Origin of the sequence: Kribbella sp. NBC_00359, from assembly GCF_036097425.1 — a bacterium.
In the GTDB taxonomy this organism is placed as follows: domain Bacteria; phylum Actinomycetota; class Actinomycetes; order Propionibacteriales; family Kribbellaceae; genus Kribbella.
Genome location: NZ_CP107975.1, coordinates 2157374 through 2179141, shown reverse-complemented (window position 1 = coordinate 2179141; position 21768 = coordinate 2157374). Strand labels below are relative to the sequence as shown.

Below are 21768 nucleotides of genomic sequence, written 5' to 3'. Positions count from 1 at the left end.
ACGATGTGTGACTCAACTGGGGGGCATGGCTATCGCTTCGAGGAGCGACTCCCGCGCGCCTTCCAGGTGGTGGCGGAGCTCTTCGACGCACTCGTCGAGCTCGCCGCGTTCGAGCAGGCGGACCAGTTTCCGGTGCGAAGCGACCTGCTGGCGGGCGTCCTGGCGGAGGGCGTCGACGCGGGCCAGCGCGAGTCTCGCCTCGCCGGTGATCGAGTCGGCGGTCGCGATCAGCCGTTCGCTGCCGGTCAGCGCGACCAGGCTGCGGTGGATCGCCAGGTGCGTCTCCGTCATCGCCTCCGGATCCGCCCCGTCCTTGGCGGTCGCGGCGAACACCCGCATCGCCTCGCCCACCCGCTCGCGCGCGGCCTCGTCCGCGTCGAACCACGCCCGGATCCCGGCCGACTCCAGCACGAACCGGGCCCGGCAGATGTCCGCCACCGCGTCCGGGTGCAGGATCGCCACGCTGACACCCTTGTTCGGCTCCCGGACCGCGAGCCCTTCGGTGACCAGCATGGTCATCGCCTCACGAACGGTGCTCCGGGCAACGCCGAGCGCCTCCGCGAGCGGTTGCTCGCGTAACGGCGTACCTGGTTCGAGGTCTCCGGCGAAGAGGGCGGCGCGCAGCGCGTCGACCACCCGGTCCACCGTGGTCGAGCGGTCCACCCGCAGCCGTTCGTACATAGGGAGATTCTCGTCCAGTCAGGCTCCGTTGTCGCGCGCGACCCGGCCCCCGGGACCGACCCGGCGGCCACCTGTGGATAACTCTCGGCACAATGACCTGGTTTTCAGGCAGGATTTTCCTCAGTGGCCGCCCCACTCCGCCGACCGGCACGGAGAGCCACCCAGCGAGCGAGGAGCACACCGTGGGTGACAGCAAAGCCCTGCCGATCGTCGGCGGTGTCATGCTGGTGCTGTTCCTGCCGCTGCTCATCGTGATCGCCCTGATTGTCGGCGGCCTGGCCGGGATGGACGCGGCCGCGTCGGACTGCACGACCACGGAGACCGAAGGCAAGGCGTTCGCCTGGCCGACCGACGAGCACCACATCGATCAGGACTGGCAGGACCCCGACGCCGACGGCTACAGCCACTCCGGCATCGACTTCGACGTCGACGAGGGCAGCAAGGTGTACACCGTCGGGGACGGCGAGGTCACCTCGATCGCGAACCACGAGATCCGGATCAGGCACGACGAGGGTATCGAGACTCGGTACAAGTACCTCAAAGAGATCAAGGTCAAGGTCAAGGACAAGGTCAAGCGCGGCGACCAGATCGCCACCTCCGGCTCCGGCGACGAGGACCCGCCCGGCCTGACCGGCGACCACCTGCACTTCGAGTTGTGGATCGACAAGAACGACGACGGCAACCTCGTCGACATGAAGCCCGACGCCGACTCCTTCGGCGAGGCCGGGAGCAGTGACGACACCGGCGGCGCGGGCTGCTGTGCCGGCGGCGACCTGACCGGCAACAACAACGCCCAGAAGGCGTTCAACTACTTCGCCTCCAGCGGGTACTCGAAGGAGCAGGCCGCCGGGATCGTCGGCAACATGATCCACGAGTCCAGCGTCGAGCCCGGCCGGCTGCAGGGCACGCCGTCCGGCAAGGTCACCAACCCGTCCGACGCGGTCGAGAGTTCGCTCGGCTGGGGCATCGTCCAATGGACGCCCGCCGGCAAGATGATCAAACCGTCCCGCGCGGCCGGGATCGACGACGCCACCATCGTCTCGCTGCAGTACCAGCTGGACTTCCTCCGCAAGCAGCTCAACGGCGAGACGCCGATCCCGGAGAAGAACGCCGGCGACCAGGTGAAGTCGGCCAAGACCGTCGAGGACGCCGCGGTCGCCTTCGGCCGGTACTACGAGCGGTTCGCCGGCTCCGACGACCTGAGCAACTCGCGCTACACCGAGCGCAAGACCGCCGCCAAGCAGGTCCTGTCCACCTTCGGCGCGGGCGCGCCGACCAGCGGGGCCGGTGGTTGCGGCGCCGGCAGCGGCAACATCGCCGCGGTCGCGATGAGCCTGGCCTGGCCGACCCCGGGACACACCACGCAGCCCTATGCGGAGCACGCGACCGACATGTACAAGAAGAACTTCTTCCAGTACAACAAGTCGGCCAAGAGTGCCGGCGACGTGGCCTGGACCGACTGCGGCCGGTTCGTCGCGACGGTGATGCACATGAGCGGCGCCGACCCCGACTACCCCGACGTGTACACGCCGACCCAGGAGCACTACCTGCGCACCTCCGGGAAGTACGAGGTGCACGACGACTGGGACGTCTCGAAGTTGCAACCGGGCGACATCCTGATCGGGCCGGGGCACACCTACCTGTTCGTCGGGCCCTGGGCCAATGGCCACAACGCGGCCTCCGCGTCGCTGGACGGCCCGAATCCAGGACCGGGTCACGTGCCGGAGGCGAGCAACGCGTACGAGGTCGGTACGACGTACGCCGTCGCGCGGCTGAAGAAGAAGTAGGGAGTAGCGCATCATGCTGGAAGAGAATCGGCGGACGTTCCTGATCGGCGTGACCGCGGTCGTGATCGCTCTCGTGGTGATCGGCGGCTATCTGCTCTTTCGCGGCGATCCGGAGTCGAAGCTGTCCGTGGACGCGGTGCCCAACGACCTCACCTTGAGCGTGGACGGGCACCAGGTCGCGACCACCGGCGAGATCAAGCTGAAGGCCGGCGAGCACACCTTGACGGGGGAGCGGCAGGGGTTCCAGACCTACAGCCAGACGGTGACCGCGCGCGGCGGCGACCCGATCGACGTGAAGATCTACCTGTACGCCAACAGCGCCGAAGGGCGCGAGTGGGCGGAGAAGCATCCCGCGGAGACCGCGAAGGCCGAGGAGGAGGCCGGGCGGCGCTTCGACGAGATCAACGAGCGGTTGCGGGAGAAGTATCCGATCATCGCCTCGCTGCCGTACCTCGGGCCTGGGTTCGAGGCGAACTACGGGGCCTCGAAGTCGGACCCGAAGAACCCCGAGGCGATCTCGATCGTGATCTCGACGTACACCCCCGACGGCAAGACCAAGGCCCTGCAATGGATCCAGGGCAACGGCTGGGACCCCGCAACCCTCGACATCATCTACACCACAACCAGCTAACCCCAGCCTTCGCCGCAGCCCACGCCGCAGCCGCCGGTGGCTCGGATGGCCGGCTCCGGTGGTCGGCCCTGCTGGGCTCGGACACCCCCTGGAGGGCGGGAACAAGAAATACCGGCTCTTGTGTCGTTTGCCCGGGCGAGAGGTCCTTCCGGTGTCGAGGCCGGTCTGCCCCGGATCGTTGCTGGCGCGGACCTGAGGCACTGACCAACCCCACCGCTAGGTCATCACCAGCCCAGGTCTGAGCGTGACCGGTCGCGGCGGTGTCTGGTTGGTGAGTGCCACAGATCCGGCCCGCGAACCGACCCCCATGCCGTGGTCACGCCCGTTCCCTCCACTGGCCCCACCCCGCGCGGCCCTCGCCGGTGGATCGGGGCTGTGGACGACGGCGAGGATCGTCTTTGTGCACCAGATCCGTACGCCGAGGCCGTCGCCGTACGGATCTGGTGCACAAAGTGACCGTTCCCGCAGACACGTGGCGGCGGGGCGGCCGGGCTGCTGTTGGGTCGGGCGGTGTGGTGTCGGCTGGGATGGAGGTGGGCCCGCCTCAGGCCGGCAGGATGAGGTCGCCGCCGGGGGTGGTGATGGGGTGGAGGGGGAAGTCGAGGGGGTTGGTGAGGCAGCGGATGGAGCCGCCGCCTTTGTGGAACTCGGAGAGGTCGAGGACGAGGACCCTCAGGCCCAGGGCGGTGAGGATGTCGTGCAGGCGGGGGGAGCAGGCCGGCATGATGATCGTCTTGTTGACCACGATCGAGTTGGCGGAGAAGGCGAAGGCTTCGTCGTCGGTGAGGACGATCGGGTCGGGGACGATGCCGAACAGCTCCGCCTGGCCGGCCGCGTCGAAGGCCGGCGGGTAGATCATCGCGTGCGTGCTGTCCACCGGGCAGAACGGCAGGTCCAGGTGGTACATCCCCTCGTGCGTGATCCGCAGCCCGCGGACCCGGATGTTCCACTCGGTCGCGAAGTGCTTGAGCGCGTCGGCCTCGGTCCGCGGCCCGTACCCGACGACCAGGCTGTCGCCGAACACGAACGCGTCACCGGACTCGAAGTGCGGCCCGACCCCGTCGCTCCCGGTCCGGCCCAGCGCGAACCCCTGACCGGTGAACCACTCGGCCGCGGTCAGCGACTCCTTCCGGCGCGGTTCGAAGCGCATGTGCGAGAGCATCGCGCGGCCGTCCGCGGTCGCCAGGCCGAGGTTCATCGCGTACACCATGTCCGGTGAGTCGGCGCGCTGCGCGAGAACCTCGACCGCACCGCCGGCGTCGACGATCGCCTGGCGCAGGGAGTCCCACTGCTTCAGCGCCAGCGCCGGATCCGGCTGGTCCTGGGTAGACATGTACGGGTTGATCACGTAGTCGATCCGGAAGTGGTCCGGACGGACCATCAGATACCGGCGACCCCACTCCAGCGGCTGACCCATGACACCCTCCTGACCGTTGAGATCTATTGCCAGATCCCCTGATTGTCCGACAATCAGTCAGTGTGCAGCCAAGATTCCGTCCACGCAACACGGTTCGTCCGGATGCCACGGACGTGACCGCGGATGTGCGCGGAGGAGTGCTGTGGATGTGCGCAGCGGAGCGCTGTGGGTGTGACGTAAGCAGGGTGGTCGCGGCGTGGGGTAAGGACTAACCTGCGGGCATGACCCCTGACAGTGAGGTTCGCTTCCGCGCCTGTCTGGACGATGTGGCGGCTTACAAGCCCGGTCGTCCGCCCGCGCGCACCGACGGCCGGCCGACGTACAAGTTGTCCAGCAACGAGAACCCGTATCCGCCGCTCCCCGGCGTCCTGGCCGCCGCCACCGAGGCCGCCGGACAGATGAACCGGTACCCGGACATGGGCGCCGTCGACCTGCTCGAGGCGCTGTCGGACCGGTTCGGCGTACCAGTGAGCGATCTCGCCGTCGGCACCGGGTCGGTCGCGCTGCTGTACCACCTGCTGCAGGCGACGGTCACCGACGGCGACGAGGTGATCTACGCCTGGCGCTCGTTCGAGGCGTACCCGATCGCCGTCCAGCTGACCGGCGCGACCTCGGTGCAGGTGCCGCTGACCGACGACGCCCGGCACGACTTCAAGGCGATGGAAGCGGCGATCACCGACCGGACCAAGGTCGTCCTCGTCTGTACGCCGAACAACCCGACCGGCCCCGTGGTCCGGCGTGACGAGCTGCTCACGTTCCTGGACGCCGTACCGTCGAACGTCCTGGTCGTGCTCGACGAGGCGTACCGCGAGTTCGTCCGCGAGACCGACGTGGCCGACGGCGTGGACGTGTATCGCGACCGGCCGAACGTCGTCGTCCTGCGGACCTTCTCCAAGGCCTACGGCCTGGCCGGCTTCCGGGTTGGATACGCGATTGGCCACCCGACCGTGGTCGCGGCGATCCGCAAGTGTGCGCTCCCCTTCGGGGTCAGCCACGTCGCCCAGGCGGCCGCGATCGCGTCGCTGGCGGTGGAGGACGAGCTGCTCGAGCGCGTCGACGCACTGGTGATCGAGCGGACCCGGGTCGTCGACGAGCTGCGCGCGGCCGGCTGGGACGTGCCGGACACGCAGACGAACTTCGTGTGGCTGGCGCTCGGCGACGACACCACCGCGTTCGCCGAGGCGGTGCATGCCGAGGGGGTATCGATCCGCCCGTTCCCGGGTGACGGCGCTCGCGTCTCCATCGGCGAGCCCGAGGCGAACGACCTCTTCCTCTCCGTCGCCCGCGCCTGGCGCCAGTGACAGCCAAGCCTCCGTCGCAGGTCTGGATCTCGGGAGCATCGGCCGGGATCGGCGCCGCACTGGCCGCGGCCGTGCCGTTCCGCGACGCCCGCGTGATCGACCTGTCCCGCAGCGGCGGCGGTACGGCGGAACACGTCGAGGTGGACCTCTCCGACCCGGCCGGCTGGTCGCGGGTCGAGCTCCACTTCGAGGAGGAGCTCAAGGCGTATGAGGGTGATCGCGTCGTGTTCATCCACAACGCGGGCACGATCACGCCGATCGGTCCCGCGGACGCGGTCGACAGGCACGCCTACCGGCGCGCGGTGCTGCTCAACTCGGCGGCGCCGCAGATCCTCGGCAGCGCGTTCCTCCGCGCCGCGGCGCACCTGACGTGTGAACGGCACCTGATCATGCTGTCCTCGGGTGCCGCCAGGACGCCGTACGCCGGATGGTCGGCGTACTCCGCGGGGAAAGCAGCGGTCGAGCAGTGGGTCCGCACGGTGGGGATGGAACAGGCAGGCGGTTGCCGGGTGATCGCGGTCGCCCCGGGCGTTGTCGACACCGCCATGCAGACCGAGATCCGCTCGACCGACGAGCGGGCGTTCCCCGCCGTCCAGCGCTTCAACGACCTCAAGCGCACCGGCGCCCTCAGCACACCGGCCGCCGCAGCCGCCGGCATCTGGTCTCTGCTGGATCGCGAGCTGCCCAACGGCGCTTGCGTTGATCTCAGAGACCTCTAGACAAAGAAAGACCCGGCCCTTGCTGGGACAAAGGGCCGGGCGTGATGCGGCGCCGGGAGGAGTGAGGCTTTCTCCCGGCGCCGCGGATGGTGCTACCGAATCAGTCACCCCACCGAGGTGGCTCTTTCGGGTCCTGCATCACTGACCAGGGAGGGTCAGTTGTTCTGCTCGGAGTCCTGCTCGCAGGTCTTCAGCGTGTCAACGGAGTTGCCGTTGTTGCCCAGGCCCAGGACGCCCGACAGGTTGGTCAGCGGCACGTTCCCGCCGATGCCGGTCGCGGACAGCTCGTTGTGGCAGGCCTGCCACGGGCCGACGTTGTTGCGGCTGACCGACAGCAGACCGTTGTCGCCCATCTTGTACCACTTGTGGTTGGCCTGCGTGTTGCCCTGCTCGCAGGTCTTGACAGCGGTGACCGAGTTGCCGTTGTTCCAGAAGCCGACGACGCCGACGACATCGCTCGCCGGCACGTTGCCGCCGATGCCGGTGCCGGAACCGAACAGGTGGCAGGCCTGGAACGGGCCGACGTTGTTGTCGTCGATGGCGAGCAGCCCGCCATCGCGCTTGACGCCGTACCAGCCGTGGTTGCCGTAGGCCTTGCTGGCCAGCGACGCGGCGTCGGCCAGGCCAGTGTCCTGAGCCTTCTTCTGCGTGTCGTCGAGAACGTTCGCGCTCACAACGGTGGCCAGGCCCAGCGTGGCGACGGTCGCCACAGCCGCGGCAGCGGCGATCTTGCGAGTTACCTGCATTATGCCAGGTTTCCTTTCGGGTTTGACGGATTCGTCTTAGTGCTAACGACACCTGGCTACGCCGGTTACAAACTTTTTTGTCAGATTTTCGCGCGGTCCCGGCACTCATAGCCGACCGGTGATGGGTTCACTGACAGCGCAGCCAAATCCGTGCTGACCAGGCAACTTCCCGGTGATCAGGTGGTCGCCGGAGCGAGCGGAAGTTGAGATGGAAGGGCCCGTAACCGATGCCGCGGCAGGTCGTTGAGTCAGCGCGGGTGACGGATGAAACCCGGTGAATCGGAAGATTGTTCTCGGTGGGCTCGGTGGTCGCCGAATAGGCAATACCACGATGAATCGGAATGTCGTTGCAACCATTGCCGGAGTTTCGCGCCGTGTTTTTTCGGGGCAGGGCGCGGCCGGCAGACCAAGGCCCGCTGCCGCGCGCATCGGCAGCGGTGGGAGACCCGGGTCCTTCGTGGGCCCGGGTCTTTCCATTCCGCCGAAGGGCCGGTCAGGTGGTGCTGCGCCGGCGTTCGGCGGTGACGACCAGCGCGACGCCGATGATGATCACCGCACCGCCGAGCAGGATCTGCCAGGTGATGTGCTCGTCGAGGATCAGCCACCCGAGCAGTACGGCGACCGCCGGGTTCACGTACGCGTACGTCCCGATCAGCGAGATCGGCGCGTTCGCCAAGAGATATGAGTACGCCGAGTACGCGAGCAGCGAGCCGAACACGACCAGGTAGGCCAGCGCGAACCAACCGGACCCGTCGATCCGCCCGAGCTGCAGCCGTCCGGGCTCACCCCGCAGGACGCCGATCAGCAGCATCGCCGTACCGCCGAAGACCATCTCGTACAGCGCGGTCACCAGCGGGTCGCGCGGCAGCCCGAGTCGCGGCGCGAACCGGGAACCGACTGCCCAGCTGATCGTGCCGACCACCAGAATTGCGACCGACAGCGGCTTCGCGCTCGTGTTGCCACCGGACAGCGAGAGCAGGGCGGCACCGCCGAAGCCGATCAGTACGCCGACCCACGTCAGCGCGCGGGGTCGCTCGCCACCGCCGACCCGCAGCAGGATCAGCCAGAGGGGGACCGCGGCCACCAGCAACGCGGCCAGGCCGGACGGAACGGTCTGCTCCGCGATCGCGACCGCACCGTTGCCAAAGGCAAGCAGTAGGAGGCCTACCGTGGCCGCGCCGAGGGCCTCGCGCCGGGTGATCCGCAGCCGCCGCCAGCCCGACTTCAGGCTCAGCGCCGCGGCCAGCAGCACCGCCGCGGTGAGGAACCGGGTCGCCATCCCGAGCATCGGCGGGATCTTCGCGTCCACGACCACCCGGATCGCTAGGTACGTCGAACCCCAGACGACGTACACGACCGCGAGTGCGGTCCAGATCATCGCGCCCGAGGCCGGACGGGCGCCGGTCTCGGGCAGTACGGCCGGAGCGGACGCGGCCATCCGGGTCTCCTCAACGTGTCAGGGGTGTCATGCATTGACGATGCTTACGCTAAGCGGGCGCGATCCGCCGCGCAAGCCGGTATCCGGCCAGCAATCCGCTGTTTCCCGCCAGGCCATCAGTGCCGGGCAAGGTGCCCGTACGACCCCGAGGGTGAGGAGAGCTGGATGCGGATCGCCGGTGTCCTGGTTGCTGCGATGACTGTCACGCTGGGTGCCTACCCGGCGTACGCGACTGGGCCGACGGAGGTGACCGCCGCCGCCGAGACCGCGCCGAACTGGGACGACGACGCGGGCGGCAACGCGAACGCCGACGACCCGGCCATCTGGGTCGACCCCGAGCACCCCGAGCGGAGCGTCGTACTCGGAACGCTCAAGAACGGCGGACTCACCGTCTTCGACCTCACTGGTCAGGAGGTCCAGCGGTTCGCCACGCCGCCCGCGCCGGAGCCCGGCCAGGAGCCGGGCCGGTTCAACAACGTGGACATTGTCGACAATCTGGCGATCGTCACCGACCGCGGCCGGGACCAGCTCCGGGCGTACGCCGTCAAGGCCGGGCGGCTCACCGACGTGACCAGCGCCAAGGCGCCGCTCGTGTTCAGCAAGGACACCGCGGAGGTCCAGGACCAGCGGACCGCGTACGGCCTCGCGGCGACGAAGATCAAAGGCCAGCCGGTCGTCGCGGTGACGCGGCGCGGCGAGCCCCGGGTCGGGTTCTTCCGGTTGGTCCCTGACGGCAACGGCAAGCTCACCTACCGCGCGGTCGGTCAGGTCGACCTCCCGAGCAGCTTCAAGCTGTCCAATGGCAGCAACTGGTCGCCGTGTGAGGAACCCGGCGACCGGCCGCAGCTCGAGGGCATGGTGTTCGACCGCACCACCAACGACCTGTACGCCGCCCAGGAGGACGTCGGGAAGCACCTCAGCGCCGACGCCGAAGGACTGACGATCGCCTACGACCGCGGCGTACGCACGCTCTACGCCTCCAGCCAGGGTGACTCGACGTTCGCGGTGTACCGGATGGACGGGCGCCGGTTGGTGTACCGCGCCGGCTTCGAGGTCGTCGACGGTCGGGCGGCGGACGGCGTACAGCACAGCGACGGTGCGGCGGTGACGACTCAGCCGCTCGGGCCGCGATTCCCGCACGGCTTGTTCGCGGTGCACGACGGCGAGAACACACCTGGTGACGGCGACCGTGAGGGCACCAACTTCAAGCTGGTCCGGCTCGAGAAGCTCCCGTAATCGAGACAGATTTGTGACACATGCTGTCGAGGTCGGCCGATCTCTGTAATATGAGCCCGGTGATGGGACCAGTGGATGGACTGGTGTCTCACTCCAGCACCGGTTTCCGTACCGCCGTACCCGCTCGCGTCCAGAGAGTTAGCGGATCAGGCACCCGCTGGGTACGGTGTCCGGCAAGATGGGAGTGAGACCAGTGAGGAGGTCCACTGCCCAACAGTGCATCAACCCTGGATCCACGCGGTCCTGCCTGCGAAGCCTCATCCGGCGCAACGGGCCGGCCCCGTGCAACGTTGCGGTCGCGGCGATCCCGCGCTCGAACCCGAGGAGTGCATGTGAGTGAGTCGGTGCCGGGGACCACCCCGGAAGTGTTCGCGCCCGTCGAGGCGCCGGTCAGCCCACCCCAGGCCTCCGAGGAGGTCGAGTTCGTCCAGCTGCTGACGCCCGAAGGTGAGCGCGTCGAGCACCCGGACTACGCGTTCGAGCTCGACGACGACGCGATCAAGGGGTTCTACCGGGACATGACCCTGGTCCGCCGGATCGACACCGAGGCGACCGCCCTGCAACGCCAGGGTGAGCTCGGCCTGTGGGCGTCGCTGCTCGGCCAGGAGGCCGCACAGATCGGCTCCGGCCGCGCCCTGAACGCCAAGGACATGGTCTTCCCGACCTACCGCGAGCACGGTGTCGCCTGGTGCCAGGGCGTCGACCCGCTGCGGCTGCTCGGCCTGTTCCGCGGCGTCGACCAGGGCGGCTGGGACCCGAAGGACAACAACTTCCACCTCTACACGATCGTGATCGGCGCCCAGACGCTGCACGCGACCGGGTACGCGATGGGTCAGCAGCGCGACCACGCGATCGGCGACGCCGAGAACGGCGAGGCCACGATCGCGTACTTCGGCGACGGCGCCAGCAGCCAGGGCGACGTGAACGAGGCCTTCATCTGGGCCTCGGTCTTCAACGCGCCGGTCGTGTTCTTCTGCCAGAACAACCAGTGGGCCATCTCCGAGCCGATCGACCGGCAGACCCGGATCCCGCTGTACCAGCGCGCGGCCGGCTTCGGCTTCCCCGGCGTCCGTGTCGACGGTAACGACGTACTCGCGACGTACGCCGTCACCCAGCAGGCGCTGAAGCGGGCCCGGGAGGGCAGCGGCCCGACGCTGATCGAGGCCTACACCTACCGGATGGGCGCCCACACCACCTCCGACGACCCGACGAAGTACCGGCTCAACGAGGACCTCGAGCACTGGAAGCTGAAGGACCCGATCGAGCGGGTGCACGCCTACCTGGCCCGCACCGCCGGGGTCGAGCACGACTTCTTCGACGAGGTCGAGGCCGAGGCCGACAAGATCGCCGCCGAACTGCGGGCCGGCTGCCTGTCGATGCCGGACCCGGTGCTGACCGACTTCTTCGACCAGGTGTACGTCGAGCAGACGGCGCAGCTGGTCGAGCAGAAGGCACAGTTCGCCGCGTACGCCGCGTCGTTCGAAGGCGAGGGCTGAGCGATGACGAAGATCAGTCTCGGCAAGGGCATCAACGCCGGCCTGCGGGCCGCGATGGAGGCCGACCCGAAGGTCGTCGTGATGGGTGAAGACATCGGCAAGCTCGGCGGGGTTTTCCGAGTTACTGAAGGACTGCAGAAGGACTTCGGCGAGGACCGGGTGATCGACACCCCGCTGGCCGAGTCCGGGATCATCGGGACCGCGGTCGGCCTGGCGCTGCGCGGGTACCGGCCGGTCTGCGAGATCCAGTTCGATGGCTTCGTGTTCCCGGCGTACGACCAGATCATCAACCAGGTCGCGAAGATGCACTACCGGTCGGCCGGGCGGATCAAGATGCCGGTGGTGATCCGGATCCCGTTCGGCGGTGGCATCGGCGCGGTCGAGCACCACTCGGAGTCGCCGGAGACGCTGTTCGCGCACGTCCCCGGTCTGAAGGTCGTCGCGTGCGGCGACCCCGTCGACGCGTACTGGATGATCCAGCAGGCGATTGCCTCGGACGACCCGGTGGTCTTCTTCGAGCCGAAGCGGCGGTACCACGAGAAGGCGGAGCTGGACGAGTCCGTCCCGCCGGCGTTGCCGCTGCACCAGGCGAAGGTGGTCCGCGACGGCACCGACGCGACACTGTTCTGTTACGGCCCGATGGTGAAGACCTGCCTGCAGGCCGCCGAGGCCGCGGTCGAGGACGGCCGGCAACTCGAGGTCGTCGACCTGCGGACGATCTCACCGCTGGACCTGGCGACGATCTTCGCCTCGGTCAAGAAGACCCGGCGGGCGGTCGTGGTGCACGAGGCGCCGTTCACGCTCGGCCCGGGTGCGGAGATCGCGGCGCGGGTCACCGAGGAGTGCTTCTACCACCTGGAGGCGCCGGTCCTGCGCGTCACCGGGTACGACCTGCCCTACCCGGCGTCGCGGACCGAGGAGGACTACCTCCCCGACCTGGACCGGGTGCTCGACGGTGTCGACCGGGTGATGGGGTACTGATGGGCATCCAGCACTTCCGCCTCCCCGACGTGGGTGAGGGCCTGGTCGAGGCCGAGATCGTCAGCTGGAAGGTCAAGCCCGGCGACACGGTCAAACTCAACGACACGGTGGTCGAGATCGAGACCGCCAAGTCCCTGGTAGAACTCCCCGTCCCCTTCGCCGGCACCATCACCGAACTCCTGGTCCCCGAAGGCGAGACAGTCCCCGTCGGTACGCCGATCATCGCGGTGGAAACCGAGTCCGCGGACGAGGCGGCGGCTGCTGCCGAGGACCTCGTCCGGACGATCCCCGACGAGGACAAGTCCGGCGGCCGGACCGCGGTTCTCGTCGGCTACGGGCCGAAGACAACCGAAGCCAAGCGGCGGGCTCGCAAGGCACCCGCAGCCTCCGCCGGCTCGGCTCCGGCTCCGGCTGCGGGCAGTGCTGCCCCGGCTACCACCCCCGCCCCGGCTCCCACCCCCGCCGCCCCGGCTGCCACCCCCGTCGCGCCGGCTCCCACAGCCGCCGCGTCTGCTCCGGCTGTGTCAGCGCCTGCGGCGTCTGCCGCCGCTCCGACTGAAGTTGCCGGAGGCAACGGCGTGCATGTGCTGGCGAAGCCGCCGGTGCGGAAGCTGGCCAAGGATCTGGGGGTCGATCTGGCGACGGTGACGGCGACCGGGCCGGGTGGGATCATCACCCGGCAGGACGTCGAGGGGCATGTCGCGGCTCCGGTCGAGGCGGCTCCGGTCGCGCCCGCCTACGAGCCTGCTCCCGTGGTGAGTGGGCGCGAAGACACCCGTGTCCCGGTCAAGGGCGTGCAGAAGGTGATGGCGCAGGCGATGGTTGCCAGCGCGTTCACGGCGCCGCACGTCACCGAGTGGATCACCGTCGACGTCAGCGCCACGATGGAGCTCGTCGACCGGCTCAAGGCCGACAAGGCGTTCCGGGAGCTCAAGGTGTCGCCGTTGCTGATCGTCGCGAAGGCGGTCACGCTGGCGGCTCGCCGTACGCCGATCATCAACGCGGCGTGGGACGAGCAGGCGCAGGAGATCGTCTACAAGGGCGCGGTCAACCTCGGCATCGCCGCGGCCACCCCGCGCGGGCTGATCGTCCCGAACATCAAGAACGCGGATGCCCTCACCCTGCCCGAGCTCTGCGCGGCGCTGAACGACCTGGTCGCCACCGCCCGCGAGGGCAAGACCCAACCGGCCGACCAGGCCGGCGGCTCGTTCACGATCACCAACGTCGGCGTCTTCGGTGTCGACGCCGGCACCCCGATCATCAACCCGGGCGAGGCCGCGATCCTCGCCTTCGGCGCGGTCCGCAAGCAGCCGTGGGTGGTGGACGACGAGATCGTCCCGCGCTGGATCACCACCCTCGCGCTGTCTTTCGACCACCGCCTGATCGACGGCGAGAAGGGCTCGATCTTCCTCGCCGATGTCGCAAGCATCCTCGAGGACCCGGCGCGAGCGCTGATGTTCTAGGGGTACGACGTACGCCACGAAGGGCCCGGGTCATCACCCCGGGCCTTTCTGTTTGACCTCAAGCGCTTGAGGTGTGTGACGGTGGATTGCATGACAGCTTTCACCATCCAGGAGGTGTCGCGGCGGAGCGGGCTGAGCGAGCCCACGCTGAGGTACTACGAGGAGGCCGGGCTGGTCGGCCCGATCGGCCGTGACCAGCGCAGCGGACATCGCCGGTACCGCACCGAGGATCTCGACGTACTCGAGGCGTTGGCCTGCCTGCGCGCGGCCGGCGTCGGGATCGAGGACATGCGCACCTACCTGGCCAACCGTGCCCGCGGGCGCGAAGCCGCGGCCGAACAGCGTGACCTGCTGCTCCGTCACGCGGAGCGGATCGAGGCCGAGATCGTCGCGCAACAGGTCCGGCTGGAATACCTGCGCGAAAAGGCGGCCCTGTGGGACGCCCGCGATCGCGCCGACTCCACCGCGGAGGCTCACGCGATCGACCGGGTGATGGACGTGGTCGGCGACCTGGCGGCACTGCGATGACCCGGTCCTGGTCACCGGCGGCTCGGGCTACCTCGGGACCCAGCTGATCGCAGCCCTGTTGAAGTCCGGACGTTCGGTCCGTACGACGGTCCGCTCGACGGCTCGTGGACCCGAACTGCGCGCGGCCGTGCGACGCGGCGGTGCGGACGACGCCGGCCTGGAGATCGTCGCGGCCGACCTCATGACCGACGACGGGTGGCCGGCCGCGGTGGCCGGGTGCGACGAGATCCACCATGTGGCGTCGCCGATCCCGATCGCCCAGCCCGATGATCCCGACGAGTTGATCGTCCCCGCCCGTGACGGAGCGCTCCGGGTGCTGCGTGCCGCTCGGGACGCGGGTGCGCGGCGCGTCGTACTGACGTCGTCCTTCGCCGCGGTCGGGTACTCCCGCAAGCCGGGAGCCGAGTACACCGAGGACGACTGGACGGATCCCGATACGCCTGGCCTGGCGCCGTACCCGCGTTCGAAGGCGATCGCCGAGCGGGCCGCGTGGGACCTGATGAACGGCGAGGGTGGCGGCACCGAGCTCGTCGTGCTCAACCCGACCGGCATCTTCGGCCCCACGCTCACGACCGAACTGCGGTCGTCGACGGAGCTGATCAAGATGCTGCTCGACGGCACGATGTCCGTCGCACCCCGGCTGCGGTTCGGCATCGTCGACGTCCGCGACGTCGCTGATCTCCACGTTTGCGCCATGGCCGAGCCCACGGCCGCCGGCAAGCGCTACCTGGCCGTCGCCGACGGGCCCACACTGAGCTTCCTCGAGATCGCCGACATCCTCCGCCGACGACTGGGACCGCTCGCCGCGCTCGCACCGACGCAGGAGGCGTCGGGCGAGGACCCGCCCCGGCCGATCATCCACAACGAGCGGGCAGTCACCGAGCTCGGATGGCACCCGCGGCCGGCCGAGACCACCGTCGTCGAGACCGCCGAGAGTCTGCTGGAGCTCGGGCTGCTGTAACCACCCCCGTCGGCCGCGGCCGGGCCTCATCCGCAGCAATGTCCGGCTGGCGCCGCGGATTGGTCGAGTGGCGCGGCGCCCGGCCTGGTCCATTGCGGGACGGGGCGGCCGTCCTTCTGCCACCAGGTGTAGGTCCGATCCTGCGGCCAGCCGGCCGGTGAGTCCTCCCAGGCCTCCTGACGACCGTAGACCGTCAGATCGAGCAGGTGGGCCTGCACCATGGTGGCTTCGACGCCGCGACCGACTGTCTCGTTGGTGAGGAAGACCCGGTCGCCGCTGCGCAGGTAGCAGGCGATGTAGCCCGGCTCGTCGATGAGCCCGGTCCCGACGCCGCGATCTTCGACCTCGAGCATCGAGTACCACGGCAGCGTGTAGCCCATGAACTCGCGGAACGGCGCGATTTCCTCCCACGGCCCGTCGCAGAAGACCGCGAAGGACACTCCGCGATGGTTCAGGTAGCTGGCGTCGTGCACATCGAAGATGCTTGCGGTGCACCCCTCGCACTGGCCTTCGATCCCTGCGCCGGTGTGCCACATGTGCTTGTACGCGACGAGTTGGTTGCGGCCGTCGAAGACGTCCAGGAACGCGACAGGTCCGTCCGGCCCGACCAGTGTGGCCGCGGCGTCGACCTCGGTCATCGGTAGCCGGCGCCGGGCCGCCGCGATCGCGTCGCCCGCACGGGTGTGCGCCTTCTCCCGGACCAGGAGGGCCTGGCGTTCACGACTCCAGGTCTCACGGTCGACGATCTGCGGCGATGCGGTCGCTTCGGTCATGGGGTTCTCCTCATCGGTCTGGCTTGGTGTTATGAATACCGACGAGCGGCCGGTCGGATCGTCATCGCACTTTCTCGGCGACGTCGCCGGCGTACGGCGTACGAGCGGGCACGATCAGCAGGAACCGGGAGGACCTGAGCGCATGACGAGTACGGCGGACGAGGCGTGGTTCCAGGACGCGTTCGAGGAGCACCGGCGCCCGTTGCATGCGCACTGCTACCGACTCGCCGGGAATGTCGCCGACGCCGACGACCTGGTCCAGGAGACCTTCCTGCGCGGCTGGCGCTCCCGGGCGCAGTACGCGGGGAGGGCGTCGATCCGGACCTGGCTCTACCGGATCGCCACCAATGTCTACCTCGATCACCGCAAGGCTGCGGCGCGGCGGACCATACCGGTCGGTGACCCGATGGAATGGAGCACCGAGATCGGGCCGTATCCCGACGCACTGCTGGGCGACGACCCGCCGGCAGATCTGGTAGCACGGGAGACCGTCGAACTCGCGCTGATCGCCGCGCTGATGTACCTGCCGCCACGACAACGGGCAGCGTTCGTGCTGCGCGACGTCTCCGGTTGGACACCGGCCGAGATCGCCGACGCTCTCGGGCTTGCGGTGCCCGCGGTGAACAGCTTGATCCAGCGGGCCCGGAAGACGCTCCGGCACTATGCGCCCGGTGACTCCCGGCACTGGCGCCGGCCGGTGCTGACCAGCGAGGACGAGGAAATCCTGCGTCGCTACGCCGCAGCTACCGATCCCGCGAGCTTCCGGGAGTTGCTGGCCGAAGACGTGCGCATCACCATGCCACCGGATCCACCAGTCTTCGGGAGCGCGGCGGCGGCCGAGTTCCTGGCGAGGCCGCTCGACTGGCGCACGTTCCCGTCCGCTGCCAACGGCCGGCCCGCCCTGATCTGCTATCTCCGACGCCCCGGCAGCGATCAGTACGACGCATTGGTGGTCGACGTTCTCACCATCGAGAATGGCAAGATCGTGACGAGCAACGCCTTCGTCGGGTCCCACCACGTTGCTGCGTTCGGCATGCCCGCCAGCATCTGACCCGGCACCTGGCACATCGGCGCGACCGGATCGCATGTGCGGAGTCCGCTCGGCGAAAAATCACCTCGGCGGGTGCTGGACCGGTGAGAGGGTGTAGCGGTGCTGGTCATGATCGTGGTGCTGGGGGCGGCGGTGCTGCACGCCACGTGGAACGCGATGGCGCATGGGGCACCGGACCGGGTGGCTGGGCTGGCGCTGTTCGAGGTGGCGGCCGGGGTCATCGGGCTGGTCGCGGTGCTCGTCATGGGCCTGCCGCCGGCGGGCACCTGGGGATACATCATCGCGTCGGCGTTGCTGCACGTGGCGTATCTGGGTGGGTTGCTGGCGTCGTACCAGCTCGGTCAGTTCAGTCAGATGTATCCGCTGGCCCGCGGTACGTCGCCCTGGGTGGTGGCGGTGGTGTCGATCGTCGTACTGCATCAGGCGCTGGCCGTGCTCGAGCTGGCGGGCGTGTTGCTGGTCTCGGCGGGGCTCATCGCGCTCGTGTTCATCGGGCGGCCCGGTCGGCGACAGGCGCCGGCGCTGCTGGCCGCGTTCGGCACCGGGCTGATGATCGCGGCGTACACGGTCGTGGACGGGGTGGCGGTCCACAAGATGCCGGTCGCGACGTACATGGGCTGGGTCTTCATGCTCCAGGGCTTCGCGGTCCCGCTGGTCGTGATCTGGTGGCGCGGCCCCCGCGTCTTCAACCTCCCGCGCGGTGCAATCCTGTCCGGCCTCACCGGCGGCGTCGTGTCGATGGCCGCCTACGGGCTGGTCCTGTGGGCTCAGACCCGCGGCACACTCGCCGCGATCGCCGCGCTCCGCGAAACCAGCATCATCTTCGGCGCGATCATCGGCGCCATCTTCTTCGGCGAACGCTTCGGCCCCCGCCGAGCCTTCGCCGCAGCCGTAGTGGTCGCCGGCATCATCCTGATCACCACGGCATAGGTCATCCGGCCAGGACGATGTGGCGGCGTACCCACCGGAGCCACAATCGAGCCGCGCATCCAGCGAGGGCTGCCTTGTTTGGGGGACCAGATGTTCTTCGCCCTTCCCAGCCTGGTGCTCGGTGTCGTTCTGTTCCTGATCGTGCTGGGATCGTGCGCCATCGGTGTGCTGGTCGCGCGCCAGTTGCGCGGTCGCCACGAGACCTGGCGAGAGCCGATCGGAGTCGTGCAGGCGGCGCTGCTGGGGTTCGTGGCGCTCATCCTCGCCTTCGGATTGACGATGGCGGTGGGTCGGTACGAGACCCGGCGGGTCGAACTGGTGACGGAAGCGAACGCGATCGGCACCACCTACCTCCGGGCGCAGACCCTGTCGGAGCCCGTCCGCAGCCAGTCGCTGGAGTTGCTGAAGCGCTACACGGATGTGGAGATCCGTTTGTCGGCGACGCGACCGGGCTCCGCGGCGGCGCGCCGCGACGTGGCGGACGGCGGGGCCATCCAGCGTCAGCTGTGGGCGCTCGCCGCTGATTCGTTGCGGGAGGCCCCCGAGGCGAGCGCTCCACGTCTGTACGTCGACAGCCTGAACTCGATGATCGACAGCCAGAGCTCGCGTATCGCGGCACTCGGCAACCGTGTGCCCACACCGGTCCTGGTTCTCGAAGTGGTCGGCGCAGCGGTGGCGTTGGGATTGCTTGGCCTCTACCTCACCGTGCTTGGCCGGGGCATGCTCCCCATCATGCTCGCCGCCGTGTTCGTGTCGCTCCTGTTGCTGGTCACCTTCGACCTCGACCGGCCGACCCGAGGCCTCATCACGGTCCCGTACACGGCCTTGCTGGACCTGCGGGCGTCGATGGACTTGCCACCGGCGGCCGGTGGCGGCTAGATCGAGCCCGTTCAGTCGTGGTGCCTGCAGAACCCCGTGCGGCAAGCGGACGCCTCCTCAATGGGCGGCGGCAGGTCTAGAGTCACGAGAATGACTGCGACACCGACCTCGCTGCCGATCCTGCCGACCTCACTGGTGGGCAGCTACGCCCAGCCGGACTGGCTGATCGACCGGGCCAAGCTCGCCGGCCGCTTCCCCCCGCGGGTCCGGGCGAAAGAGCTGTGGCGGGTCGACGCGGAGTACCTCGAGCAGGCGCAGGACGACGCCACGTTGCTGGCCATCCGCGCCCAGGAGCAGGCGGGACTCGACATCATCACCGACGGTGAGATGCGGCGCGAGTCGTACAGTAACCACTTCGCCACCGCCCTTGAGGGCATCGACATCGACAACCCCGGGACGGCCCTCGATCGCAGCGGGCATCCCAACCCGGTGCCGCGGATCGCCGGCCCGATCGTGCGGCCGCACGCCGTCGGCGTCCGGGACGTGGAGTTCCTGAAGGCGAACACCGGCCACCCGGTCAAGATGACCGTGCCCGGCCCGTTCACGATGTCGCAGCAGGCACAGAACGACCATTACCCCGACCTTGCGTCTGCGGCTCTGGCGTACGCTGCCGCGGTCAACGCCGAGATCAAGGACCTGCACGCCGCCGGCGCCGACCTGGTCCAGATCGACGAGCCGTACATGCAGGCACGGCCCGCGGCGGCCCGCGAGTACGGTCTCGCCGCGCTCAACGCCGCGCTCGACGGCGTCACCGGCCCCACCGCCGTCCACATCTGCTTCGGGTACGCCGCGATCATCCACGAACGGCCCGAGGGGTACTCGTTCCTGCCCGAGCTGGCCGGCTGCCCGGCCGACCAGATCTCGATCGAGACCGCACAGTCAGGTCTCGATCTCGGCGTCCTGAAGGACCTCAGCGAGAAGGCCATCATCCTGGGCGTCATTGACCTGTCCGACCCCGAGGTCGAGTCCGCCGAGCTGGTCGCCGATCGAGTCCGGCGAGCCTTCCCCTACACCTCACCGGACCGGATCACAATCGCCACCGACTGCGGGATGAAGTATCTGCCGCGCGCGAGTGCGCAGGGAAAGATGCGTGCCATGGCCGGCGCGGCGTCGATCCTGCGCGCCGAGCTCTGACGGGAGCCGTGCAGCCCGCCGCCTAGGACCCAACCCGAGCAGGTCCGGGCGCTATTGGCGTCGGTCTCCGGCTCTGGAAATCACGCGTTGACCGCGGCGACGGCATCGTTGATGACAGACGCGATCTGGTCGGGCACCTCGTTCGGCAGGAAGAACACGCTGCCCGGAATCGTCACGATCTTGACCGTCGAACACGCTTCCAGCGTTTGCCGCTCGGCGACGGTGAGCCCGCCGTCGCCCTTCTCTGCGTGGACGACCCACGTCGGTACGCCCGAGCGGCACAGCATCGCGGCGTGGTCCTCGCCGCTCTCCAACCACTTCAAGTATTCGCGAAGTCCGAGGCGCATGTCCCGCGTGCTGGTCCTGCGGAAGTCGGCGGCAAGCTCGGCCTGCCGCTCCGGTGGTACCGGGATGCCTTTCACCATCGGCCCGACGGCCTTCTTCATCAGCGCTAGCGGCACGCCGCCCAGCACCTTGGACGATCGGACGACGTTGATGAAAAACGCCGACTCGTCCGGCAACGACAAGCTGATGCCGAGCAGCACCGTCGGGCCGGTGAAGAGCTTCTTCTCCGCCAGCTCCAACGCCACGTTCGCGCCCATGCTGAACCCGACGACGACATCCGCACCCTTCTCGGCCACGAGGTCCGCCGTCATTCGGCCATAGGCCTCGTGACTGTAGTTGTCCGGGGACGGCGCGCCGGCGTGTCCGGGCATCGTCGCCGCCACCAGCCGCAGCCCGGACAGACTGGATTGCTGCGTCAACTCCAGGTACGAGCGCGCGCTGCACATGCCGCCGGGAAGCAACAGCACGGTATGTTCGGCGTCCGCCGGACCTGACTCGAACAGCTGCCACTCAACGCCCACATCGCATCCCGGGTCGTTCGATCCTGGTCAGACTGTACGCCGGGCGGTCCGTGCCGTCACAGTTCAGGAGAGGAACGACAACCCCGCCGTACCGAGCGACGCTTCCGCGCGGCTGTCCGTGGCGACCCTGTCAGCGGCATGCCCGCGCCTTACTGTCTGCGGCTGCTCCGGGCGTGGCGAAGGGACGTGGCCACCGTGCGGGTATGAGCGCTTGCGGGATGCGACTGCCACCTGCTGTGGCGGTTCCGTCTCGCCGGGGTTCATACTTCGAGGACCGTACCGACCCTGGCTTTGCTGGACATCAAGGGGGGATCGCATGACGGAGGCGTCCACCAGCTGGCAGCTCGACGCCATCACGTACTCCGGGGGCACCCAGGACGGGCCGCGCGCTAACGTGAAGCTGTCCCGGGCTGGGGAACAGGTGCAAGCCGAGGGTTCTGGCACCGGGCTCGTCGACGCGGTGTGCAATTCGATCTCGCAGGCGACGGGCGTGGAGGCACGGGTAGTCGCATTCCGGGCGTACTCAGTCGGCCCGGGCAGCGAGGCCGTCGGAGAAGTCGAGCTCGAGGTGGAGCTGCCGGGCCGCAGGGTCGCGGTCCGGGCGTCGTCCACGGACGTCGTGGAGGCCGCCGGGCTAGCCCTCGTCGCAGCCCTCAACCAGTACAACGCCAAGCGCAACGCACAACACTGACTCCAGCGAGACAACGCTGGCAACGGCTCGAGTGCCTGCCCCGGTTGACGGTTGTTGAA

21 protein-coding genes are annotated in these 21768 nt (G+C 68.8%); 15 read left to right on the top strand and 6 right to left on the bottom strand.

The window, feature by feature from the left end:
• Nucleotides 1–12 precede the first annotated feature (12 nt).
• Nucleotides 13–681, bottom strand: a complete 669-nt coding sequence (locus tag OG876_RS10610; protein ID WP_328524631.1) for a GntR family transcriptional regulator — start codon at nucleotides 679–681, stop codon at nucleotides 13–15.
• Nucleotides 682–863: 182 nt separating this feature from the next.
• Between OG876_RS10610 and OG876_RS10605 the strand changes: the two genes are divergently transcribed.
• Together OG876_RS10605 and OG876_RS10600 are read left to right on the top strand one after the other, a co-directional pair.
• Entirely contained in the window at nucleotides 864–2468 is a 1605-nt protein-coding gene (locus tag OG876_RS10605) for a phage tail tip lysozyme (RefSeq protein WP_328524630.1), read from the top strand.
• 13 nt (nucleotides 2469–2481) lie between these two features.
• On the top strand, nucleotides 2482–3099 hold the full coding sequence (locus OG876_RS10600) for a PEGA domain-containing protein (protein ID WP_328524629.1): 618 nt from the start codon (nucleotides 2482–2484) through the stop codon (nucleotides 3097–3099).
• Between the two features lie 544 nt (nucleotides 3100–3643).
• Here OG876_RS10600 and OG876_RS10595 read toward each other — a convergent pair.
• Nucleotides 3644–4516, bottom strand: coding sequence for a dimethylarginine dimethylaminohydrolase family protein (locus OG876_RS10595; RefSeq protein ID WP_328524628.1), 873 nt, complete (start codon nucleotides 4514–4516; stop codon nucleotides 3644–3646).
• A gap of 221 nt (nucleotides 4517–4737) precedes the next feature.
• On the opposite strand from OG876_RS10595, the gene hisC reads away from it, so the two are divergent.
• The gene (hisC, locus tag OG876_RS10590) at nucleotides 4738–5817 is read left to right on the top strand and encodes a histidinol-phosphate transaminase (RefSeq protein WP_328524627.1); all 1080 of its coding nucleotides are present in this window, start codon (nucleotides 4738–4740) and stop codon (nucleotides 5815–5817) included.
• Nucleotides 5814–6536, top strand: coding sequence for an SDR family NAD(P)-dependent oxidoreductase (locus tag OG876_RS10585; protein ID WP_328524626.1), 723 nt, complete (start codon nucleotides 5814–5816; stop codon nucleotides 6534–6536). Before hisC ends, OG876_RS10585 begins: the two co-directional genes overlap by 4 nt.
• 155 nt (nucleotides 6537–6691) lie before the next feature.
• Here OG876_RS10585 and OG876_RS10580 read toward each other — a convergent pair whose 3' ends face one another.
• Nucleotides 6692–7282, bottom strand: a complete 591-nt coding sequence (locus OG876_RS10580) for a hypothetical protein (RefSeq protein ID WP_328524625.1) — start codon at nucleotides 7280–7282, stop codon at nucleotides 6692–6694.
• A gap of 493 nt (nucleotides 7283–7775) precedes the next feature.
• Nucleotides 7776–8720: an EamA family transporter gene (locus OG876_RS10575; RefSeq protein WP_328524624.1), complete on the bottom strand. Its 945-nt coding sequence runs from the start codon at nucleotides 8718–8720 to the stop codon at nucleotides 7776–7778.
• Between the two features lie 165 nt (nucleotides 8721–8885).
• On the opposite strand from OG876_RS10575, the gene OG876_RS10570 reads away from it, so the two are divergent.
• The 6 genes from OG876_RS10570 to OG876_RS10545 all read left to right on the top strand — a co-directional run bounded on the left by OG876_RS10570 (nucleotide 8886) and on the right by OG876_RS10545 (nucleotide 15385).
• On the top strand, nucleotides 8886–9956 hold the full coding sequence (locus tag OG876_RS10570; RefSeq protein WP_328524623.1) for a phytase: 1071 nt from the start codon (nucleotides 8886–8888) through the stop codon (nucleotides 9954–9956).
• 332 nt (nucleotides 9957–10288) lie between these two features.
• Nucleotides 10289–11452, top strand: coding sequence for a pyruvate dehydrogenase (acetyl-transferring) E1 component subunit alpha (gene pdhA, locus OG876_RS10565; protein WP_442914117.1), 1164 nt, complete (start codon nucleotides 10289–10291; stop codon nucleotides 11450–11452).
• A 3-nt stretch (nucleotides 11453–11455) separates the two neighbouring features.
• Entirely contained in the window at nucleotides 11456–12433 is a 978-nt protein-coding gene (locus tag OG876_RS10560) for an alpha-ketoacid dehydrogenase subunit beta (RefSeq protein WP_328524622.1), read from the top strand.
• Nucleotides 12433–13896, top strand: coding sequence for a dihydrolipoamide acetyltransferase family protein (locus OG876_RS10555; RefSeq protein ID WP_328524621.1), 1464 nt, complete (start codon nucleotides 12433–12435; stop codon nucleotides 13894–13896). The genes OG876_RS10560 and OG876_RS10555 overlap by 1 nt, the downstream gene beginning before the upstream one ends.
• Before the next feature lie 90 nt (nucleotides 13897–13986).
• Entirely contained in the window at nucleotides 13987–14424 is a 438-nt protein-coding gene (locus OG876_RS10550) for a MerR family transcriptional regulator (protein ID WP_328524620.1), read from the top strand.
• A gap of 7 nt (nucleotides 14425–14431) precedes the next feature.
• Nucleotides 14432–15385 (top strand): NAD-dependent epimerase/dehydratase family protein, encoded by a 954-nt coding sequence (locus OG876_RS10545; RefSeq protein WP_442914167.1) that lies wholly within the window; start codon nucleotides 14432–14434, stop codon nucleotides 15383–15385.
• 26 nt (nucleotides 15386–15411) lie between these two features.
• Here the strand turns inward: OG876_RS10545 and OG876_RS10540 are convergent, their stop codons facing one another.
• The gene (locus OG876_RS10540) at nucleotides 15412–16158 is read right to left on the bottom strand and encodes a DUF899 family protein (RefSeq protein ID WP_328524618.1); all 747 of its coding nucleotides are present in this window, start codon (nucleotides 16156–16158) and stop codon (nucleotides 15412–15414) included.
• A 31-nt stretch (nucleotides 16159–16189) separates the two neighbouring features.
• Here OG876_RS10540 and OG876_RS10535 point away from each other — a divergent pair, with 31 nt between their 5' ends.
• The 4 genes from OG876_RS10535 to OG876_RS10520 all read left to right on the top strand — a co-directional run bounded on the left by OG876_RS10535 (nucleotide 16190) and on the right by OG876_RS10520 (nucleotide 20152).
• The gene (locus tag OG876_RS10535; protein ID WP_328524617.1) at nucleotides 16190–17209 is read left to right on the top strand and encodes an RNA polymerase subunit sigma-70; all 1020 of its coding nucleotides are present in this window, start codon (nucleotides 16190–16192) and stop codon (nucleotides 17207–17209) included.
• A 108-nt stretch (nucleotides 17210–17317) separates the two neighbouring features.
• Nucleotides 17318–18139 (top strand): EamA family transporter, encoded by an 822-nt coding sequence (locus tag OG876_RS10530; RefSeq protein WP_328526886.1) that lies wholly within the window; start codon nucleotides 17318–17320, stop codon nucleotides 18137–18139.
• Nucleotides 18140–18229: 90 nt separating this feature from the next.
• The gene (locus OG876_RS10525) at nucleotides 18230–19018 is read left to right on the top strand and encodes a bestrophin-like domain (protein ID WP_328524616.1); all 789 of its coding nucleotides are present in this window, start codon (nucleotides 18230–18232) and stop codon (nucleotides 19016–19018) included.
• A gap of 90 nt (nucleotides 19019–19108) precedes the next feature.
• Nucleotides 19109–20152: a hypothetical protein gene (locus OG876_RS10520; protein WP_328524615.1), complete on the top strand. Its 1044-nt coding sequence runs from the start codon at nucleotides 19109–19111 to the stop codon at nucleotides 20150–20152.
• An 80-nt stretch (nucleotides 20153–20232) separates the two neighbouring features.
• Here the strand turns inward: OG876_RS10520 and OG876_RS10515 are convergent, their stop codons facing one another.
• On the bottom strand, nucleotides 20233–21018 hold the full coding sequence (locus OG876_RS10515; protein ID WP_328524614.1) for an alpha/beta fold hydrolase: 786 nt from the start codon (nucleotides 21016–21018) through the stop codon (nucleotides 20233–20235).
• A 316-nt stretch (nucleotides 21019–21334) separates the two neighbouring features.
• Between OG876_RS10515 and OG876_RS10510 the strand changes: the two genes are divergently transcribed.
• On the top strand, nucleotides 21335–21709 hold the full coding sequence (locus tag OG876_RS10510; protein WP_328524613.1) for an alpha-isopropylmalate synthase regulatory domain-containing protein: 375 nt from the start codon (nucleotides 21335–21337) through the stop codon (nucleotides 21707–21709).
• The last annotated feature ends 59 nt before the right edge of the window (nucleotides 21710–21768 follow it).

What these genes read in the sequence shown, in the direction of transcription:
- OG876_RS10520 (WP_328524615.1), top strand. Translation starts at nt 19,109, where the DNA reads ATGACTGCGACACCGACCTCGCTGCCGATCCTGCCGACCTCACTGGTG.
- OG876_RS10540 (WP_328524618.1), bottom strand. Translation starts at nt 16,158, where the DNA reads ATGACCGAAGCGACCGCATCGCCGCAGATCGTCGACCGTGAGACCTGG.
- OG876_RS10510 (WP_328524613.1), top strand. Translation starts at nt 21,335, where the DNA reads ATGACGGAGGCGTCCACCAGCTGGCAGCTCGACGCCATCACGTACTCC.
- OG876_RS10525 (WP_328524616.1), top strand. Translation starts at nt 18,230, where the DNA reads ATGTTCTTCGCCCTTCCCAGCCTGGTGCTCGGTGTCGTTCTGTTCCTG.
- OG876_RS10610 (WP_328524631.1), bottom strand. Translation starts at nt 681, where the DNA reads ATGTACGAACGGCTGCGGGTGGACCGCTCGACCACGGTGGACCGGGTG.
- hisC (WP_328524627.1), top strand. Translation starts at nt 4,738, where the DNA reads ATGACCCCTGACAGTGAGGTTCGCTTCCGCGCCTGTCTGGACGATGTG.
- OG876_RS10595 (WP_328524628.1), bottom strand. Translation starts at nt 4,516, where the DNA reads ATGGGTCAGCCGCTGGAGTGGGGTCGCCGGTATCTGATGGTCCGTCCG.
- OG876_RS10580 (WP_328524625.1), bottom strand. Translation starts at nt 7,282, where the DNA reads ATGCAGGTAACTCGCAAGATCGCCGCTGCCGCGGCTGTGGCGACCGTC.
- OG876_RS10535 (WP_328524617.1), top strand. Translation starts at nt 16,190, where the DNA reads ATGAATACCGACGAGCGGCCGGTCGGATCGTCATCGCACTTTCTCGGC.
- OG876_RS10555 (WP_328524621.1), top strand. Translation starts at nt 12,433, where the DNA reads ATGGGCATCCAGCACTTCCGCCTCCCCGACGTGGGTGAGGGCCTGGTC.
- OG876_RS10575 (WP_328524624.1), bottom strand. Translation starts at nt 8,720, where the DNA reads ATGGCCGCGTCCGCTCCGGCCGTACTGCCCGAGACCGGCGCCCGTCCG.
- OG876_RS10570 (WP_328524623.1), top strand. Translation starts at nt 8,886, where the DNA reads ATGCGGATCGCCGGTGTCCTGGTTGCTGCGATGACTGTCACGCTGGGT.
- OG876_RS10530 (WP_328526886.1), top strand. Translation starts at nt 17,318, where the DNA reads ATGATCGTGGTGCTGGGGGCGGCGGTGCTGCACGCCACGTGGAACGCG.
- OG876_RS10600 (WP_328524629.1), top strand. Translation starts at nt 2,482, where the DNA reads ATGCTGGAAGAGAATCGGCGGACGTTCCTGATCGGCGTGACCGCGGTC.
- OG876_RS10560 (WP_328524622.1), top strand. Translation starts at nt 11,456, where the DNA reads ATGACGAAGATCAGTCTCGGCAAGGGCATCAACGCCGGCCTGCGGGCC.
- OG876_RS10550 (WP_328524620.1), top strand. Translation starts at nt 13,987, where the DNA reads ATGACAGCTTTCACCATCCAGGAGGTGTCGCGGCGGAGCGGGCTGAGC.